Below are 19,274 nucleotides of genomic sequence, written 5' to 3' on the forward strand. Positions count from 1 at the left end.
ATTCATTGGCGAGAGTCGAATTAATTAACCGCACAACGTCGGAACTTGATTTTTTCGTCTGCCGCTTACACTTTCATAACAACTCAAGCGATTAAATGCGGTGCAGTTGCCACTCAGCGTTACTTATAACCATAGCCTGGCGCTTTATATTAAAACTTTGTCGCCATCTGGATAATCAAGGCTATTGCGCTGCACGCTCAAGCGTAATCACCAGACCTGACTTCAAAGTGGTCAGATAAAGCCCGTCACGTTGTCGGCTGAAAAACTGGATTCTTGAGCCTTCCTTGCCAGTAATCGACAGGCCGTCCGGATCGGGAAACCAACCGATCGGGGTTTGCTCAAGCCATGCACCGAGACAGTCGGCCCCTTTGCCCAAGGTCTGATTGGATTCAAGGTCGATCAGGCAAGTGTTCAAGGGCTTGTCCTGCAGCTTTTGCGCTTCTCGACCATCATCCCGGGTAGACAACGTCGCTTGCCATTGCCCCGCAAACATCGAGGGTTCTTCAAGTCTGAGGCTGCTGGCCATACTGGTTTCTCCTGAAATCATCATGAGCGCCGCCGAAAGCCACGCCGCCACCTTGTAGGTAATAGCTTTACTGTTCATGGGAATATTCGCTCCGGCGTGTAGCCTTGCTTACCGACCAACACGATGCAAGCAAAGAAAGCGGCGCATCACACGCCGCTTTCCACTGCTACATCACGCGACGATGTCGCTGGTGGCTGCCTGGCCAACGGTGCTGACCTGGAAGTCCGCCACGCCGTGCCCGGAAAAGTCCACCGACAACAGGCTGTTGCCGCCCGACGACGTCAGAATCGCGTCACCGGCGGAACCGGTGAAGCTGCTGACGAAGTGCAGGCCGGAACCGTTGGTGATGCCAGTCAGGTCGATTTTGTCCAGACCGCTGACGAAATCGAGGATCTGATCGATCGCACCCGGCTTGGAGTCAGAACTGGCCGCGAACACAAAGGTGTCCGAACCGGCGCCGCCCCACAGTTTGTCGGCACCACCAGCGCCGTAGAGGATGTCGTTGCCGGCACCGCCCTTCAGCTCGTTGGCCACGCTGTTGCCGATCAGCAGATCGTTACCCGAACCGCCGATGGCGTTCTCGATGATCGCGCCCTTGGCGATGGACACGTTGCCCACCAGGCCGCCAACGTCGGAGAACGAGGCGTCATTGAGGTTGATCTTCTGGTTCTGGGTGAACCCCGAGAAGTCCAGAGTATCCTTGCCGCCGGCATCCCACACCGAGAACACCACTTTGTCACTTGACGACGAAGCGCTGAGGAAATCGCGACCAGTGTTGGAGTTGAAGCCGTAGGTGGTGTCACCGGTGCGGGTGGTGGTGTTGGCACCGTAGAGCTTCTGGATGGCAGCAATATCGTCCATCAGCGGGCCGGACGAATACGCTTCGACACCGCCCTTGCTGAAGTTCTGATTGGTGTTGCTTTCGCTCCAGTAGCTCATGACGCTGTAGCCGCGGGTGTCTTGCCCGTAGGAAGCGTCGTTGTAGGTCGGGTTGCCATTGCCGGCGTTGTAGTCGCCAGGGTGAGCGAGACCCAGGCTGTGGCCGATCTCGTGAGTCAGAGTCTGACGACCGTAGTTGTTCAGATCCGGGTTCTTGTTCTGCGTGTAGCCACTGTTGATCAGGTACCACGAGGTGCCGTCATAACCGGCGCCAGTGCCTGGCAGATAGGCGAACGCTGCAGCGCCATCCTGGCCACCGCTGTAGTTACCGAAGGTCATGTGGCCGTCACCGCCCGAGGCTTTCTCGGTGAAGGTCACGTTGGCCACGTCAGCCCAGGATTGCATGGCGAGCTTGGCCTGGGCTTGTTGTTGAGCACTGAACTGACTGAACCCGCTGATCCCGTGCTTGTTCATCGTGCTGGACGATACCGAAGTCAGGAACGTGTAGGTGAGTTCGATCTTGCCGCTGCCGTCCTTGTCCTGGTAGGCAGCGCCGTCGCGCAGCAACTGGGTTGCGGCCTGGTCGACGGAGAAGGAGGGTTTGCCATTGACCGTGAGGTTGCCGCCACGATCGTACTGATGGCTGAAGCTATTGATCTGGTTGTACGCCGAACTGGCTGCGGCCAGTGGTTGAGGCGCCGCGGACAGCAGAAAAGCCTGTTCGGCGGTATCAATAGCATTCGCTTTTACTTTCGACATAAACACACTTCCTTGTTTAGCAATGGAACAGTTTTTGTCCGATAGGACTCTCTCTGGCGAGATCGTCCTATCACTCGCCCAATGAAGGCGTAAGAAACCTGACACAATTTGAAATCTGCCGTAAAGGATTTTTTTGAGATCAAATCGGGCTGTTTCGCAAAACTGCCGTAAACAAAGCGTGCGGAGGTGAAAGAATGTTTTAGTTGCGCGGCTTTTGCCTAATTGTCTGACGATTTTCTATTTAAATATTAAATATGGGTAAGTTGTTTTCTGTTAGGCGCGTCTCACTTTGCTGCACTTTATTAGTGCGATGCCAGTGTATTGATATCAACCAAATGGCTCACCCAAACTGTAGGAGTTGACGAGTGAAACGAGACTGCGATCTTTTGACTTTGCCTTTCAAAAGCAAGATCAAAAGATCGCAGCCTGCGGCAGCTCCTACAAGGGGAAAGCGAGTCAGCTACCGGTCCGGATCTTGTTCCACACCCGCGTGCGAATCCGGTCAATGTTCAACGGCATCGCCTCCAGCGCAAACAGCTTGCCCATCATCTCCGGGCTCGGATACACCTTGGTGTCGTTCTTGATCGCCGGGTCGATCAGGCTGTCGGCCTGCTCATTGCCATTGGCGTAGTGCACGTAGTTACTGATGCCGGCCATCACGTCCGGGCGCAGCAGGTAGTTCATGAACGCATAACCGGCCTTCTCGTCCGGGGCATCGGCGGGCATGGCGACCATGTCGAACCAGATCGCCGCGCCTTCCTTGGGAATGTTGTAGCCGATGTCGACACCGTTTTTCGCTTCCTTGGCACGGTTCTCGGCTTGCAGGATGTCGCCGGAGAAACCGACCGCCACGCAAATGTCGCCGTTGGCCAGGTCGCTGGTGTATTTCGACGAGTGGAAGTAACTGACGTAAGGCCGCACTTTCATCAGCAGCGCTTCAGCCTTTTTATAGTCCTCGGGATTTTTGCTGTGGTGCGGCAGGCCCAGGTAGTTGAGCGCCGCCGGGAGTAATTCCGGGCCGTTGTCGAGGATCGCCACACCGCACTTCTGCAGCTTTTCCATGTACTCGGGCTTGAAGATCAGGTCCCAGGAGTCCACCGGCGCGTTGTCGCCGAGCACGGCTTTGACTTTGGCGATGTTGTAGCCGATGCCGGTGCTGCCCCACAGATACGGAAAGCCGTGTTCGTTGTTCGGGTCGTTGGTCTGCAGGGCTTTGAGCAGCACCGGATTGAGGTTTTTCCAGTTCGGCAACTGACTCTTGTCGAGTTTCTTCAGCGCCCCGCCCTGAATCTGCCGGGCCATGAAGTGGTTGGACGGGAACACCACGTCGTAACCGGATTTGCCGGTCATCAACTTGCCGTCGAGGGTTTCGTTGCTGTCGTAGACGTCATAGGTGACACCGACGCCGGTCTCTTTCTCGAAGTTCTTGGTGGTGTCCGGCGCGATGTAGTCGGACCAGTTGTAAACCTTGACCGTTTCCGCTGCCTGAGCAAGGGAAACGGCGAGCATCAGCGGTGCCAGAGCGAGGGTCTTGCGGATCATGGATCGATTCCTGTGTGGGTTTTCTTTTTTGTTGGCAGGCAATCAAAGGATCAAACAATCAGAAAATCAGCACGTAGCTCTTGCGCACGGTTTCCTGGATATCCCAGACACCGAGCGTGTTGGCCGGCAACATCAGTGCGTCGCCACCTTGTATGTGCAGGGTTTCGCCGCCACCGTCGGGGGTGAACGTGCAGCGCCCGGAAATGAAATGGCAGAACTCCTGTGCGGTGATCTGCCGGCGCCAGCGCCCGGGCGTGCATTCCCAGACGCCGGTTTCGACGCCGTCGTCGCGCTCGACGCTGGTGGTCGAGGCAACCGCGATCGGCTCGCCGAGGGGCACGGCCACCGGGCTGGACTCATCCAGTTGCAGGGTTGCAGTGTTTTTAAACTGGGTAATGCTCATGGTTTGACCTGTCTTTTGGGCTTTCTTCAAGTAAATCGGCGCTTAGTGCATGAAACCTTCCATGAAACCGGCGACCTGGCTGGCAAGTTTGCGCCGCCATGGCGCAGTCGCCGGGTTGGCCAGGGTCTGGTCTTCGTGGACGAAACTTTTGATGATCGCGTTGTAACCGAGCCAGCGGCACGGCTCCGGTTCCCACGCACGCAGTGCATGAATGCCGCCGTCCGGCAGCACCCACGGCTGCTGAGCCAATTCGGTGTCGCGCTCAAGAATCAGATCGGCCAGCGTGCGCCCGCCGAGATTGCTGGCGCCGACGCCCTCCCCGCCATAACCGCCGGACAGCGCGACGCCATTGGCGCGATCACAGAGCATGTGCGGTTTGAAGTGCCGCGACATGCCGAGATTGCCGCCCCAGGCGTGGGTGATCTGCACGTTTTTCAGTTGCGGGAACAGTTCGCCGAACAGATAACGGCGCAGCTCGACTTCATCGCGGGTCAGATCGAAGTTGTGGCGCAACTTGCCGGCAAACTGATAACCGCCGCGTGCGCCGAAGATCAGGCGGTTGTCGGCGCTGCGCTGGCCATAAGTGACCTGACGACTGAATTCGCTGAACGCTTGGCCACGATTGAGGCCGATCTCATCCCAGGTCGCGGCAGACAAGGGTTCGGTGGCGACGATCAGACTCTGTACCGGCAATTGATAACGGCCCAGCGGCGGCAAGGTCACCGAATAGCCTTCGACGGCCGGCACGATCCAGCGACTGCGCACGCTGGCTTTCGCGGTGCGCAAACTGCCCGACTGCCAATGGATGACGGGGCTGTTTTCGTAGATCTTCACGCCCATGTTCTGCACGGTGCGCGCCAGACCGCGGACCAGTTTCGCCGGATGAATGGTCGCCACGTGCGGCGCGTAAATCCCACCATAAGGCTTGGCCACGCGGATCTGCTGCGCCAGTTGCTCGGGGCTGAGCCAGCGGTAATCGTCGTCGGTCAGGCCCTGGGCGTGCAGTTTGGCCAGATATTCACGCAGCGTGGCTTCCTGTTCTGGATAGCGAGCGGCGCAATACAGCACCCCGCCCTTGCGGTAATCACAGTCAATGCCTTCGCGTTCGAGGACAATCTCCACTTCATCGGGAATGCTGTGCAGCAGATCAAAAGAAGCGCGGCGCTGCTGCGGCGACAGCCCGGCCAGCAGACGGTCCTCGCCAAGCAGATTGCCCATCAGCCAGCCGCCATTACGCCCAGAGGCGCCAAATCCGGCGGTCTGCGCTTCGACAATCGCAATGTCGAGGCCCGGCGCGAGTTTTTTCAGGTAGTACGCCGTCCACAGCCCGGTGTAACCGGCGCCGATGATCGCCACATCGACGTCCAGATCCCGCTCAAGCTCGGGCCGCGCGGTCAGCGGCTCATCGAGTTGATCCATCCACAAACTGATAGTGCGCCACGCCGGCATGCAAGACTCCGCCACTGAAATTCTTCGATGGCGTCGATCCTAGTGCTCGGGCTCAGGAGAAGTCTTGCGCGCGTGTCCGCAAAGAAATTTGTTTAACGTAAGCCTTCGGTGACTGGCCAGTGTGCTGTCGAAAACAGCTGTAGAACGCCGACAACGAGTTGAAACCGGCAGCGAACGCCAGTTCATCGATGCGCACCGGCGGCGTGGCGTTGTCGAGGGAGCGCAGCAGATGTTGCAGGCGTGCCTGATTGACATAGCGGTAGAAGCTTTGCCCGAGCACCTGATTGAGCAGATAGGAAATCTGATTGCGGCTGTAACCGCACTCCTTTGCCACTCGCTGCAAGTCGAGTTCGGGATCGAGGTACGGCTGCTGCTTTTCGAAGTACTGTTGCAGGTCTTCAGCCATGAAACTCAACTGGCGCGGCGACAGACCCAGGCGGCTGACCGCCGGGCGCTGACTTGACGAGGCCGTGCCGGCAGTTTGCGTGCGCACCAGCGAGGCATATTCGTTGACCCGCCAAATCAAGCCGTCCCTGACCGTGATCGCCTCGCTGGAGCGAAACGACACCAGCCCGTCGCCGCCGCGCAAGGTCACTTCGTATTGAATGAACGCGGTGTTGCCGTCGACGCGAATGCGGTCGCAATGCTCAAGCAGTTCGTCGGATTCGCGCGGCATGCTGACGCGCACGTATTCGCGTAACTCGTCGAGGCCGAGCACGCGGTTCTGGAAGAAATCGTTGTACTGGATGTCCGGGTGGTACAGCGCCATGACGCTGTCGAGGTCACGGTGCTTCCAGCTCAGGTGATAGCGCATGACCGTGGCGGCCGTGGCCTGGGTCTGTTCTGGGCCGTCGTCGTCGGCGTACATAAAGGGCTCGGCGCAAAAGAATCGAGCTTGCCGAAGTTCGGCGCGGGCTTCAATGACTAATCCGTAGTGGCCATTTGGCGACGATTGCGTAGGCCGTGACTTACATCAAAAAATGCGAAGCAATCGCAAAATGAACTGAAAAATCTCACAGGAATTTCACATCCGGATGCTACTTTTAATGTCAGTCACCGGTTGAGCCAATGAAGGCTCTTCCCACCTAACATGAGCAAACGGAAGCGCTCGATGAAGAAGGCGGGCAACACATGAATAAAGGGTCAAGCAAAGTCACGTTCCCCAATGCATGCCAACTGATGCGCTGGCATTTTCATCCCATGGGTTTCGAGGCGACGATGGACGCGCCGGGCAGCATGATCGCCCGTCTGTTTGATCGCGCCAGTGGCGAAACCATGATCGCCATCGCCGGCATCCCGTGCGCGACGGTGATGAATGCAGCGGATGTCGAGCGAATCATCGAGGCTGTGGAGGATGAGCTGGAAGCTTTCGTACCTCCGGAGTCTCTCAGGAGTTACGCATAAGCTTATGATTTAAAACAAAAAAGCCCACATTTCTGTGGGCTTTTTTGTGCCTATGCGGTTTGTTTGGTGATGCGGTGATCAACGAAGAACGGCTTACCCTTGGCCACCCGGTCAGACGCCCTGGGCATATTCACCGCTTGCGCTTCCTGCGGTTCGACATACCAGTAGCAATGGCTGACAGCCCGTGTAATACCGACGTAGGCCAGGCGCAGGATCTCGTCCTTTTGCGCACTGTCGTACGGTTCGCTGTCACCCGATTTACCCAAACCTGCCATGCGATAAACCTGGTTCTTGTAGGGCGAGCTGGTCAGGTGCTGACAGTCACCGAGCAAGAACACTGCATCTGCCTGCAGGCCTTTGGCGCTGTGGTAGGTCAGTTGTTTCAGGCGCCGCGCCGCGTATGGCAAGCTCGAATCTACATTAACTACGGACTGAATATGCTGTTCAATCAATAACTTATCGCTGCTTTTTCGATACAACATCAAGATTGAATGACCTTGACGATAGTGTTCGGCGAGGCGCTGACCCAAAGCCTGATCGTCGCGCTCCAGCACATTGACCGGCTGCAGCGGCTTGGGTGCGCCGCTGGCCTTGGCCTTTTTGCCGGGGATCGCTGGGGCGGCGCGGACGATATGTTCAGCGGCATCAATGATGTGCTGGTGGCTGCGGTAGTTATCGCTGAGCATCACCCGCGTGGTGCTCGGCGACGGGAATTCCTTGTCGAACGCCATGAAGTAGCTCGGCGAACTGCCGCGCCAGCCGTAAATCGACTGCCAGTCATCACCGACGCACAGCAACGACGAACGCTGCGCGCCCCGCCCGACGTGCATGGCCGGGCCACGACTGCGGATTTCCGCCAGACTTGCGCGAATCCACGAGACGATCTGTGGCGAAACGTCCTGAAATTCGTCGATCATCAAGTGCGACAACGGCCTGAGTAACTCGTCGCTCAACAGCTTGAGGTTCTCCGGCGAATGCTCGCTGAACAGCGCGAACATGCGGTTGTAAGTCATGACCGGCGGTTTCTGATCGAGCAGATGATCTTCAAAAGTCCGCCAGAACAGACTCAGGGCCTCAAAGAAAAACCGGTCCGGGTCATCCTTGGCAAAGCTCATGCGGCTGACGGCGTCAGGCACATCCAGGCCCAGGTTCTCGATGAAGCCTGCCGCTGCGACAAAACAGTCGAGCAAAGGAGCGGAAGCCAACTCGCCCTTGACCTTGTAATCGAAGCCCGGCCCGGCACTCGCATCGCCCGCCAAGGTTGCTAGAACACGCCTTGAAGACTCATAACTATCAAGCCAAATCAACGGCTTACGACAGAAAGCTTGGAACAGGGTGCGCTTCACCGCCCATTCTGCGCGTATGCCGAGCTTGGCATTTGGCCGGCTCACCTGCGGGTTTTCCCGTGGGTCGAAACCTAACACTACCCACGCATCCAGACTCGGAATGTAGCCGTGGCAATGGAATTTTGCGCCGTTGATGTCGAAACTCTGCCGGTTCGGCTCAATGCCCTTGATCGGCCAGGCACCGGCACGGAACCACAGATCTTCGATGGCATCGCACAGTTCTTCGTCGCGCTGGGAGGCCAGCTGCGTTACCGCTACGCGCTTCTGCACGTCCGGGTGATCACGCTCCAGCTCCTTGAGCTGCAAACCGGCGCGAGACAATGGCTGAATCAATTGGCGAAAACGCTCGTCCTGGTTGAACAAGCGGTGATAGCAGGCGTTGAGTTGCTGGCGTTGCGCATCGTTGATGCGCAGGTCGAACGGGTTACTGTCGACCTCCTCGTCAGCACCTTGCGCTCGATGACTGAGGTTTTCAAAGGCCTGCAAGCGCTCAAATCCCGGCAAGCTGCGCACCATCGGCAGAATGCGCGAGTGGAATGTACGCACCAGTTCGCGCGCCTGGCGCAGATTCAGCGCCTGGCCCCAGAGCGCGAACAGCTCAATCAATTTGTTGATGAAATCCTTGCGCGACTCGCGGGTGAAGGTCACCACAGTCATCGAATCCAGCTCAAAGCCCAGATAGTGGTTGAGCAGCAGGATGCGCAGCACCAGCGTGGTGGACTTGCCCGCGCCAGCGCCGGCGACCACGGATGTCGAGGGGGTTTCGCTGAAAATCATCTTCCATTGCGCGACGCTTGGCTGAGCATGCTCAGGCAATAAACGCGCGACATCGGCCTTCATGCGCTTTTTCAGCTCGGCCGTTAGCGGCAGGCGCCAATCGTCAAACAGATGATTATCAACGCTCGGCGGGCGATGCTCAGTGTTGCGGCTGTCACGGATCAGCAGTACCTGCCGGCCTTCTTCCAGCCCCTCCAGCTTGCCTTCCTTAAAGCCATATTCGACGCCAGCGGTGTGGCCGCTGCGGAAACCATCGGCCTGGCCGTGCAGCCACGATGCCCGGTGCTGCGCGCGCAGACGCGTCAAACCATGGCCGAAGAAGCGTGCAGCCAGGCGTTTGAACCAGGGCATCTCGGCCAAGGGGCGAAGTTCGGGAGGAAGATCGGGGGTGTGTTGCGTCACGCTGACGGGCTCCAGTGTGTGAGGCTGTTGCGGCTATGGTGTCTGTATTTGCCGTTCAGTTCTAGCGAAATGCTTACAGGTCATTGGTTTAGGCGATGAACTGAAGGTGAGATGAGACGCTTTCGAGCTGCTTTCTTATCTGGAATTTCGATCATAACGCCGCACTTTTTACGCTTTTTATCGATCATTAACTGATAGATGATGGCCGTCATAAACCACCGGTGTCGCGTCGGGTGTCAACCATTCACACCCCATGACGAACCTTTTGAGGAGACGATCATGCTTGAACTCAGACCTTTCAGCTCGCTAGGCGGCGCCCATCACGGCTGGTTGGATGCCCATCACCACTTTTCGTTCGCCGAGTACTACGACCCACAGCGCATGAACTGGGGCAACCTGCGGGTGTGGAACGATGACGTGATCGCTGCCGGCACTGGCTTCCCGCAGCATCCGCACCGCGACATGGAAATCATCACCTATGTCCGTGAAGGTGCGATTACTCACCAAGACAACCTGGGCAACAAGGGCCGCACCGAGGCTGGCGATGTGCAAGTGATGAGCGCCGGCACCGGCATCGCTCACAGCGAATACAACCTGGAAGCGAAAGACAGCAAGATCTTCCAGATCTGGATTCTGCCGACGGAAACCGGCGCCCCGCCATCTTGGGGTGCCAAACCCTTTCCGAAAGGCCAGCGTGAAGGCTTTGTCACACTGGCCAGCGGCAAGGATGGCGATGACCAAAGTCTGCGGATTCGCGCCGATGCCAGGTTGGTCGCGGCCAATCTCAAGGCGGGTGAAACCGCGGAATATCACCTGGACGAGGGCCGTCGCGCCTATCTGGTACCGGCCACCGGCGTGATTGAAGTCAACGGCTTGCGTGCACAAGCTCGAGACGGTGTGGCAGTGGCGCATGAGCAAGTGCTGAGCGTCACGGCCATTGAGGACAGTGAAATCGTCTTGGTGGATTTGGCTTGATCGCCTGAAGGGCAGACAAAAAAAGGGGCAACCATCACGGTTGCCCCTTTTATCATGCGCTTGCGAGCATCACTTGCTGGAGATGGCGCCATCCACCAGCGTCTGCGCTTCAACGACCAATTGCTTGAGGTGGTCGTCACTGATGAAGCTTTCAGCGTAGATCTTGTAGATGTCTTCGGTGCCCGACGGACGCGCGGCGAACCAACCGTTTTCAGTCATCACTTTCAGACCACCAATCGCCTGATCGTTGCCTGGGGCATGGCTGAGAATGCTCTGGATTTTCTCGCCGGCCAGTTCGGTCGAGGTGACCTGGTCAGGTGACAGCTTGCTTAGCAGTGCTTTCTGCTCCGGATTGGCCTTGGCGTCGACGCGCACCGAGAACGGTTCGCCCAGCTCATCGGTCAATGCCTTGTAGGCCTGGCTCGGATCGCGACCGGTGCGCGCGGTCATTTCGGCGGCGAGCAATGCCGGGATCAGACCGTCCTTGTCGGTGCTCCACACGCCGCCGTCCTTGCGCAGGAACGATGCACCCGCGCTCTCTTCGCCACCGAAACCCAACGAGCCATCGAACAAGCCGTCGGCGAACCACTTGAAACCGACCGGAACTTCGTACAAACGACGCCCCAGACGCTTGGCCACGCGATCGATCAGACCGCTGCTGACCACGGTTTTACCCACGCCAGCGTCCGCGCGCCATTGTGGGCGGTTCTGAAACAGGTAATCGATCGAGACGGCGAGATAGTTGTTCGGCGCGAGCAAACCACCGGACGGCGTCACGATTCCATGACGGTCGTGATCAGGGTCGCAAGCGAAGGCAACGTCGAAACGCTCTTTCAAGCCGATCAGGCCTTGCATCGCATGGCTGGACGACGGGTCCATACGAATCTGGCCATCCCAGTCGACGGTCATGAAACGGAACGTAGCGTCGACTTCCTTGTTAACCACTTGCAGATCGAGGCGGTAATGCTCGGCAATCGCCGACCAGTAACGCACCCCTGCTCCGCCCAGCGGATCAACGCCCAGACGCAGTTTGGCGTCACGAATGGCGTCGAAGTCGATCACGTTGATCAGGTCGGCTACGTAGCTGTTCAGGTAATCGTGACGATGCGTGGTGCTGGCCTTGAGCGCCTGCTCGTAACTGATGCGCTTCACACCGGTCAGTTTGGCAGCCAGCAGTTCATTGGCCTTGGCTTCGATCCATTTGGTGATGTGGGTGTCAGCCGGCCCGCCGTTGGTTGGGTTGTATTTGTAACCACCGCTTTGTGGCGGGTTGTGCGACGGCGTGATGACGATGCCGTCCGCCAGGCCCGAGGTGCGGCCACGGTTGTAGCAGAGAATGGCGTGGGAAATGGCCGGTGTCGGCGTGTATTCATCACCTTCGGCGATCATCACCGTCACACCGTTGGCGGCCAGAACTTCCAGCGCACTGGCCCCGGCCGGGGTCGACAGTGCGTGAGTGTCGATGCCGACAAACAATGGCCCGGTGATGCCCTGGGCTTCGCGGTACAGGCAGATCGCCTGGCTGATGGCCAGAACGTGCCATTCGTTGAAACTCAAGTCGAACGAGCTGCCCCGGTGTCCGGATGTACCGAACGCCACACGCTGGGTGGAAATCGAGGCGTCGGGCTGTCCGGTGTAGTAAGCCGTTACCAGTCGCGGGATATCGACCAACAATTCTGCCGGTGCCGGTTTGCCCGCAAAAGGACTGAGTGTCATGCAAAACCTCTGAAATAGAGTGGTTCAGGAATAGAGCGCAGTTTACTGGCAGTTTGACCGCAGTGCGATGGGATCTATCCGGGACGCTCCCGATGTTTTTTAACGTTATTCACCGGGTGCCAGGCGCAAGGCGTCACCGAGCAGGCCGACCACGCGGGTCAGGTCATGCTCGCCGTGGCTCAGCGGACTCAACCGCACATGCTGCGCATGCAGGCCTTGCAGGCTGAACAGTTCGCCCGGCGCAATAATGATCTGCTGCCTCAACAGGCACTGGAACACCTGCGCCATGTTGACCGGCCGCAGAGAACGCACCCACACGGTCGCGCCACCTTGGGGCTCGACAACCTGCAACGCATCGCCGAGGCGTTCGCGCAGCAGCTCAATCAATTGCGTGCGACGCTCCTTGAGCATTCGTCTCAAGATCAACAAATGCTGATCCAGCCGACCACCCGCCAACAGCCTGGCAACGGCCTTCTGACGGATCGGCGACAAGCGAAACGCGCGCAACAGAAAATGCCGCTGCAACTCGTTGCGCCACTGCCGTGAGAGCAATATGCCGAAAGGTGCCTCGGCACCGATGAACTTCTCGAACGTGGAAAACACCAGCAGACGATCAGGGTCCAGCCAGTCGCGCAATCGTTGGGCGCTCCCTCCTTCGTGGAGTTCGCTGTAACAATCGTTTTCCAGCACCCAAGTGCCATGGCGCCCGAGCAAATGCGCGACTGCCTGTTGGTTGCTCAGCGGTATCAGGCTGCCCCGTGGCATGCTCAACGCCGAAGACAACAGGATCAAACGCACCGGCTCACTCTTGAGCACCGACTCCAGCCGCTGCAGATCAATCGCGCCAGCGACAAACGGCAGTTCGATCACACGCACCTCGGCGGCTTCCAGCAGACGCAGGATCACCCAGTCACAGGGCGACTCGACGACCACGGTGGCGCGACGTAACTCAAGCACGGAAATCAGAATGTCCAGGACACCGCGCAGATCTGCGCCGATGTAGACGTCATCCGCACGCCAGTAATTGGCGGTGGACGAGGTATAACGCGCGGCCATTACCGTGCGCAGTTCAAGTTCTCCGCAAGGTTGCACCAGCGCTTGCGGCTGCCGCGGATATTGACGCAGCAGTTCCCGCTCCAGCATCAGTAATGGACTGTCCAGCGGTTGCAGAGAGGCCGGCTCATCGGCGCTCAGCACGCACATGCCCGGGCGCCTGGCATTGACGTAAACGGTTTCCAGCAAATCACTGCCGCTATCGGGTGAGTCCGTTACGTGTAGCGCTTGCGCGTAGTATCCGGATTTGGCGATTGAATAGACCCGGCCTTCCTTTTCCAGCAGCGAATATGCGTACTGGACCGTCGAGATCGACACATTGAGCCGATCCGCCAATTGTCGCAGTGATGGCAAACGCACCGCCGAGCCACTTCCCGCCTCGTCTATCAGCAGCGTGAGGTATCGATATACCGCCTGATAAACAAAGTCATTCTGCCTCGCCGCTTTCACAAGCTCGCATCCGTTGGCATGGCTCCATCTCCCTGCACGAAGCTCACGTTCACCCCTCCGCTGATCGATCATCTGCCGATTCAACGACCGGGTCCTGCGAGGCCGTTTCAGCGGCAGCAGGCATATGAACAGGTCCCATCGCATACAGCCGCACAATCAACCTGACCGGCAGTCCACTGACATCCGTCATCCATTTCATGACCTGTTCCGGCGCATGCAGGCCCTGCATCGCCCGGTGCAGATCCGGCAACGCCACCAACATGCCAGGGTGACAATTGCGCAAGAAGCGCTCGAGTCCGGCGCCAGCATTGATGAACGGTGAAAACAGCAGGCACGTCAGCTGGATTTCATTCAGTTCAAAATTGGCAAGCAAGGCGCTTTCTGCCTGCTTGCGCAGATACTCGGGCTCCTGCAGATTGCCGAAACTCGCCAGCAACTGTTCGCAAACAGGTTCGGGAACCTGTTTCTCTCGCATGGATATCAGGCAGTTTTTCAGGTAATCGGCGACGCCAGCCTCGTAGGTCTGTCCCTCGATGAAGTGCGCCTGCAAGCCTCGAAGATGCGCGGCTACCAGAGGCTCTACATGTTCGTTGTCAACTTGATAAAGCGTCAGTTCATCAGCCTGGAAACCGAGAAAATCGCTCAACAAAGGCCAGCGTTCTTCGAGCTTGCCGACAATCATGTCGTTGATACTGATGAAACTGGTGCGCCGACAGGCCTCGAATTGACCTTCGGGACGCCAGGCTACCCGCTCTTCTTCGGGATAAAACTCGCGGTAATAATCGCCGCCCAGTCCATCGAGAAGCGGGAACAGCATGTCAAAGCCGACAGGACTCACTTGCGGCCCGGCAATTGCGGCTTTCTGCGCGGCGCGCCCCAATCCCTCAAGGAAGTGCCCCTGACGGCGCACGGATTCACTGCCAATCATCGCATCGACGCCATTGTTCCAGCGGGCCACCTGACCGTAGAACTCGGCAGTGGCCAGATAAGCGTCATCCCATAGTTCGAGCGTTTCGTTCCAGGTTCGACGATGTCCGATCAGCAGCAAATTGATGCGGTTGGCCTCACGCCCCGCCTCGCCAATGGGTGCCTGATGGTCAAACGGCAGAACCTCGCGGTGATCCACCATCACCAGTTCGACTCGAGGATCGTCATACAGAAACAGCGCGCTGTAGCTGCGGTGCATGTTTTGCAGGGACGCCTGGCTGCTGCCGTTCCAGCGCAGGTTGGCGACCCGCAACTGAAAGGTCGCGGGCGAGCGGCCAGCGATGGTCAGTTGTGCGGCCCGTAACAGGGCCAGCGTATAACAACTGTCGCGCGACCCTGACTGGCTCACCAGAACCTTGAAATGACCGATGTTCTCCATACCGCCGGCAGCCACTGCCAGTCGCTGGATCAGCAACTGCAGCGCCGTGCGTTCTGCTCGAGAGAAGAAACTCAGCAAACGCTGCAATACTTGCTGGTAGACATAGTTCATTGCCTGATCATGGATCGTGCTCATCGGTATTTACCCGGTATCGAAAGTTTCATGCCGCGCGGACTGAAAAATCAGTCAGGCGACAATTCATCAATAAGTAATAGACGTTCGAATGCTAACACTTACAAGTTTGTAGTTATTTGAAACACTTGAGCTGATTAAACCCCTGCCGTCGCCGAGACGCAGCCTCAAACCCCTGTAATTGTTGAGATATTTTTTTTGGGACGCGATCCTAGGAAACTTCCCACAATGTCCCACGACAAGTGAGTACAAGAAAAAGAGAAGCAGTTTCCGAATAGCCCTACAACAATTAAACAGAAGTTGGCGCAACCAACGGATTTAGCCGATTGATATAGCGCAGGACAAATTGAATGCACAGCCATGGCTCATTCCTTGAGATGAAAGTAATCATTCAATTATCAGGGCTTACATTGTGATTAGAAGATACAGATCGAGAGCAAAAACCAGTTCAGTTGCTGAACGGTCCCGGGCATAGCGCCAGGGAGCTCTGTTTTTCAGGAGGGAAGGTAAACGCACGAGAGTCCGTGGGGCCACGGACTCTGATGACAGGGCTTACGCCGGTTCGACCTGCAGCGCGACCCGTTCGCGGCATGGGCATTCGTCCATGTAGCGATGCGCTTCGACGAACTCGTTGAACGGGAATACACGCGTCTTCAGCGGCAGCAACACGCGGTCGGCGGTCAACTGGTTGATGTCACGCAAGGCACGTTGCAAGGCGACGTGATCCTGAGTGATGCCCAGTTCCGGCTTGCCGGTGAAGTTGCCGATGCAATGCACGAAAAACTGGATGTTCTTCTGGAACGCTGCACAGGCCGGGAACGGCGTCTGATTGCCGCCCTGCAAGCCATACAACACCAGGCTGCCACGCGGCGCCAGCACATCGCCAAGCAACGACATCTGCGGGCCGCCGAGGCCGTCGAACACCACGTCGACACCGCGGTTGTCGGTGATCTTGTTGATTCGCATCAACAGATCTTCCTCTTCGGTGACAATGACCTTTTCCGCACCAAGGGACAGCAGGTACTCGCGCTCTTCGGCTTCTTTGGTCGCGGCAATCACCCGCACACCCATTGCCTTGCCCAACTGGACAAACGAAGGACCGGCGCAATGGCTGGCGTCCGTGACCAGAGCGAACTGCCCTGGCTTGACCCGCGCCAGATCGGCGTAGGCAAAATAGGCGATCAGTAGCGGCGTGTAGTGCACGCTGGCTTCGATCGGGCTGAGCACATCCGGATAACGGGTCAGCGCAGTACGCGGCAGCACGATTGATTCGCCGTAGACCGGGTAGTCGTTCGCACTCTCGGCCGGAAAGCTGGCGACCTTGTCACCCACTGCCAGATCATCGACACCGTCGCCGACAGCGGTGATCACACCGGCCATTTCGTGACCAAGACCCGCAGGCAGTCGCGCCTGAGACGAGGCCAGGTTCTGACGCCAGAGGGTGTCGTACCAGCTGATGCCGATCGCCTCGACGCGCACCTGCACTTCGCCAGGACCTGGCTGAGCGGCCGCATGCTCTTCGCATTTGAGCACCTCGGCCGGACCAAACTTGTGAAAACGGATCGTGCGGGACATCGCAAACCTCGTCAAAGTAACCTCTAATGCCATGAACTCTATCTGGGCTTTTGACCCAAGACCATCAGTGGCTATTAATAGTCGACATGCCTGTCATTGATTCCGCAGCAGGGGCGGCATTGGCAAAATCCATGAAAAAACTGCTGCCACCGTCTCAGTTAAGCTGAATTTTCCGGTGCAGAGTACCAGCCTTTCCCCGTAAGATTCATGCCGGCCATTGTTCTCATATGGCCGCTCTCGTCAAGCTTGATGACTCTGCCAGGACTCCAGATGAATCGTAATGACCTGCGTCGTGTCGACCTGAACCTGTTGATCGTATTCGAAACATTGATGCACGAACGCAGTGTGACCCGGGCGGCAGAAAAACTGTTTCTCGGTCAACCGGCGATCAGTGCGGCGCTCTCGCGCCTGCGCAGCCTGTTCGATGACCCGCTATTCGTGCGCACCGGTCGCAGCATGGAACCGTCCGCCCGCGCGGTGGAAATCTTCGCCCTGCTCTCGCCGGCCCTCGATTCGATTTCAACCGCTGTCAGCCGCGCGGCCGAATTCGACCCGGCGACCAGCACCTCGGTTTTCCGTATTGGCTTGTCCGACGACGTTGAATTCGCCCTGCTGCCGATGCTGCTCAAACGCCTGCGCGCCGAATCCCCGGGGATCGTGCTGGTGATCCGTCGCGTCAACTACATATTGATGCCGGGCCTGTTGGCCTCCGGCGAGATATCCATTGGAGTCAGCTACACCACCGACCTGCCGGCCAACGCCAAGCGCAAGGTCCTGCGTCGCAGCGCACCAAAACTGCTGCGTGCCGACACCGTGCCGGGGCCGCTGAGCCTGGATGACTACTGCGCGCGTCCGCATGCACTGGTGTCGTTCGCCGGCGACCTCAGTGGCTTTATTGATGAAGAGCTCGAGAAACTCGGGCGCAAACGGCATGTGGTGCTGGCCGTGCCGCAGTTCAACGGTTTGAGTACGTTGCTGGCGGGCACCGACATCGTGGCGACTGTACCGGATTACACGGCGGAGGCGCTGACGGCGGCTGGTGGCGTTCGGGCGGAAGATCCGCCGTTGCCGACGCGCACGTTTGAGCTGCATATGGCGTGGCGGGGGTCGCAGGATAATGACCCGGGTGAGCGGTGGTTACGGTCGCGGATTCAGATGTTTTTTGGCGACCCTGAGAGCCTTTAGGCTTCGTCTGGCAGGCTGTTTAGCTGAGCATTTCTGGCTTTTCATGGGCATGGAGATCCATTCATTTGCAAGCCCGCCAGTCCCGTTGCCTCACCGAAATCGCCATCAATTTATTCTGGCCCAGCAAATACAACCGCGCCCCGTCAATAAATGGTTCAGGCACCTGATGTTCGATCTGTTCGGCGATTAACTGCGCGCGCAGCCTTTACTGCCAATGCGAAAACCTTGGAGCGCAGGTGCGACACCTTCGGCCAGACCGCATGCACATCAGCGTTACCGAAAAACGACTTGCGACACGAAGCAGACATTAGAGCAGGTAAATAAGCCCGTCGTTTTTCTTCCTTTGGCCTCGTTTTTTGCCAGCAGATTTCAGGTTGCTCACCGAGCACTCCGATAGAATCAGGCAATACTAAAATCGAATCAGGCATAGTTCCCAGCCACTCTCCGCCCTAGCATAGCCTGACCTTATATATTCAGGAGTGCGCCCCATGCGTGCAGAAAAAACCATTTTTATCACGGGCGTTAGTAGCGGCTTTGGCCAGGCCCTGGCTAAGGAAGCTCTCGCTCAGGGCCATCGAGTGATCGGCACTGTTCGCAGCGAATCCTCTCTGGCAACGTTCCAGGCGCTCTTGCCTGAGAGAGCCCATGGCGTGGTGCTGGACGTTACCCACTTTAATGCCATCGACGCCGTCGTCGCCGCTATTGAGGGTCAGTATGGCCCGGTGGACGTGCTGGTTAACAACGCGGGTTATGGCCACGAAGGGGTTTTCGAGGAGTCGTCGCTGGAGGAAATGCGCCGTCAGTTCGACGTCAATGTATTCGGCGCGGTGGCGATGACCAAGGCGTTTGTGCCCTTTTTTCGCCAGCGGCGGGCGGGACGTATCCTCAATATCACGTCCATGGGTGGCTATATCACCATGCCAGGTATTGCTTACTACTGCGGCAGCAAATTTGCCCTGGAGGGCATCTCTGATACGTTGAACAAAGAGCTTGCGCCCTTCAATATTTTTGTAACGGCCGTGGCGCCGGGGTCTTTCCGAACGGACTGGGCAGGTCGTTCGATGCAGCGTACGCCGCGCAGCATCAGTGACTACGATGCGACTTTCGACCCGGTGCGAAAAGCCCGTGAGGAAAAAAGCGGCCTTCAACTGGGCGACCCGCAGAAAGCCGCACGCGCCATGATGACTATTATCACCAGCCCTAATCCGCCGGCTCAACTGCTGCTGGGCAGCGACGCCCTGGCTCTGGTGCGTGACAAGCTGCAGCGGACGGCGGAGAGTATTGAGCAATGGGAAGCGCTGAGCTGTTCCACGGACGGCTGAGCATAAAAGTGGA

The 19,274-nt window shown here is 57.8% G+C and carries 15 protein-coding genes; 4 read left to right on the top strand and 11 right to left on the bottom strand.

Features of this window, described 5'->3' with window-relative positions; translation table 11 throughout:
- Positions 1 to 181: 181 nt before the first annotated feature.
- The 6 genes from PspR84_RS15760 to PspR84_RS15785 all read right to left on the bottom strand — a co-directional run bounded on the left by PspR84_RS15760 (position 182) and on the right by PspR84_RS15785 (position 6,426).
- Positions 182 to 604 carry an AprI/Inh family metalloprotease inhibitor gene (locus tag PspR84_RS15760; protein WP_160058007.1) on the bottom strand — a complete coding sequence of 141 codons (423 nt, stop codon included), beginning with the start codon at positions 602 to 604 and terminating at the stop codon, positions 182 to 184.
- 93 nt (positions 605 to 697) lie between these two features.
- Positions 698 to 2,164: a serralysin family metalloprotease gene (locus tag PspR84_RS15765; RefSeq protein ID WP_160058008.1), complete on the bottom strand. Its 1,467-nt coding sequence runs from the start codon at positions 2,162 to 2,164 to the stop codon at positions 698 to 700.
- Between the two features lie 456 nt (positions 2,165 to 2,620).
- Complete coding sequence (locus tag PspR84_RS15770) at positions 2,621 to 3,706, bottom strand: polyamine ABC transporter substrate-binding protein (protein ID WP_160058009.1); 1,086 nt, start codon at positions 3,704 to 3,706, stop codon at positions 2,621 to 2,623.
- Between the two features lie 58 nt (positions 3,707 to 3,764).
- On the bottom strand, positions 3,765 to 4,109 hold the full coding sequence (locus PspR84_RS15775) for a cupin domain-containing protein (RefSeq protein WP_160058010.1): 345 nt from the start codon (positions 4,107 to 4,109) through the stop codon (positions 3,765 to 3,767).
- Positions 4,110 to 4,151: 42 nt separating this feature from the next.
- Positions 4,152 to 5,558 carry an FAD-dependent oxidoreductase gene (locus PspR84_RS15780; protein WP_160058012.1) on the bottom strand — a complete coding sequence of 469 codons (1,407 nt, stop codon included), beginning with the start codon at positions 5,556 to 5,558 and terminating at the stop codon, positions 4,152 to 4,154.
- Between the two features lie 52 nt (positions 5,559 to 5,610).
- Entirely contained in the window at positions 5,611 to 6,426 is an 816-nt protein-coding gene (locus PspR84_RS15785; RefSeq protein ID WP_160058014.1) for a helix-turn-helix domain-containing protein, read from the bottom strand.
- 263 nt (positions 6,427 to 6,689) lie between these two features.
- On the opposite strand from PspR84_RS15785, the gene PspR84_RS15790 reads away from it, so the two are divergent.
- Positions 6,690 to 6,962: a DUF1652 domain-containing protein gene (locus PspR84_RS15790; protein ID WP_038367758.1), complete on the top strand. Its 273-nt coding sequence runs from the start codon at positions 6,690 to 6,692 to the stop codon at positions 6,960 to 6,962.
- Between the two features lie 50 nt (positions 6,963 to 7,012).
- Here the strand turns inward: PspR84_RS15790 and PspR84_RS15795 are convergent, their stop codons facing one another.
- Positions 7,013 to 9,487, bottom strand: a complete 2,475-nt coding sequence (locus tag PspR84_RS15795) for a UvrD-helicase domain-containing protein (RefSeq protein ID WP_160058016.1) — start codon at positions 9,485 to 9,487, stop codon at positions 7,013 to 7,015.
- A gap of 279 nt (positions 9,488 to 9,766) precedes the next feature.
- On the opposite strand from PspR84_RS15795, the gene PspR84_RS15800 reads away from it, so the two are divergent.
- A complete protein-coding gene (locus PspR84_RS15800; protein WP_160058018.1) occupies positions 9,767 to 10,462 on the top strand; it encodes a pirin family protein in 696 nt (231 codons plus the stop codon).
- A gap of 69 nt (positions 10,463 to 10,531) precedes the next feature.
- Here the strand turns inward: PspR84_RS15800 and pgm are convergent, their stop codons facing one another.
- From pgm to PspR84_RS15820, 4 genes are all read right to left on the bottom strand, one after another.
- Complete coding sequence (gene pgm, locus PspR84_RS15805; protein ID WP_160058020.1) at positions 10,532 to 12,178, bottom strand: phosphoglucomutase (alpha-D-glucose-1,6-bisphosphate-dependent); 1,647 nt, start codon at positions 12,176 to 12,178, stop codon at positions 10,532 to 10,534.
- A 105-nt stretch (positions 12,179 to 12,283) separates the two neighbouring features.
- Positions 12,284 to 13,681, bottom strand: coding sequence for a PLP-dependent aminotransferase family protein (locus PspR84_RS15810; protein WP_160058022.1), 1,398 nt, complete (start codon positions 13,679 to 13,681; stop codon positions 12,284 to 12,286).
- Positions 13,682 to 13,730: 49 nt separating this feature from the next.
- Positions 13,731 to 15,182 carry a hypothetical protein gene (locus PspR84_RS15815; protein WP_160058024.1) on the bottom strand — a complete coding sequence of 484 codons (1,452 nt, stop codon included), beginning with the start codon at positions 15,180 to 15,182 and terminating at the stop codon, positions 13,731 to 13,733.
- Positions 15,183 to 15,731: 549 nt separating this feature from the next.
- Entirely contained in the window at positions 15,732 to 16,754 is a 1,023-nt protein-coding gene (locus tag PspR84_RS15820; protein WP_016983050.1) for a zinc-dependent alcohol dehydrogenase family protein, read from the bottom strand.
- 270 nt (positions 16,755 to 17,024) lie between these two features.
- Here PspR84_RS15820 and PspR84_RS15825 point away from each other — a divergent pair, with 270 nt between their 5' ends.
- Positions 17,025 to 17,939: a LysR family transcriptional regulator gene (locus tag PspR84_RS15825; protein ID WP_016983049.1), complete on the top strand. Its 915-nt coding sequence runs from the start codon at positions 17,025 to 17,027 to the stop codon at positions 17,937 to 17,939.
- 488 nt (positions 17,940 to 18,427) lie between these two features.
- Positions 18,428 to 19,261 (top strand): oxidoreductase, encoded by an 834-nt coding sequence (locus tag PspR84_RS15830; protein WP_058426034.1) that lies wholly within the window; start codon positions 18,428 to 18,430, stop codon positions 19,259 to 19,261.
- Positions 19,262 to 19,274: the final 13 nt, after the last annotated feature.

This window comes from Pseudomonas sp. R84 (assembly GCF_009834515.1).
Lineage (GTDB): Bacteria > Pseudomonadota > Gammaproteobacteria > Pseudomonadales > Pseudomonadaceae > Aquipseudomonas.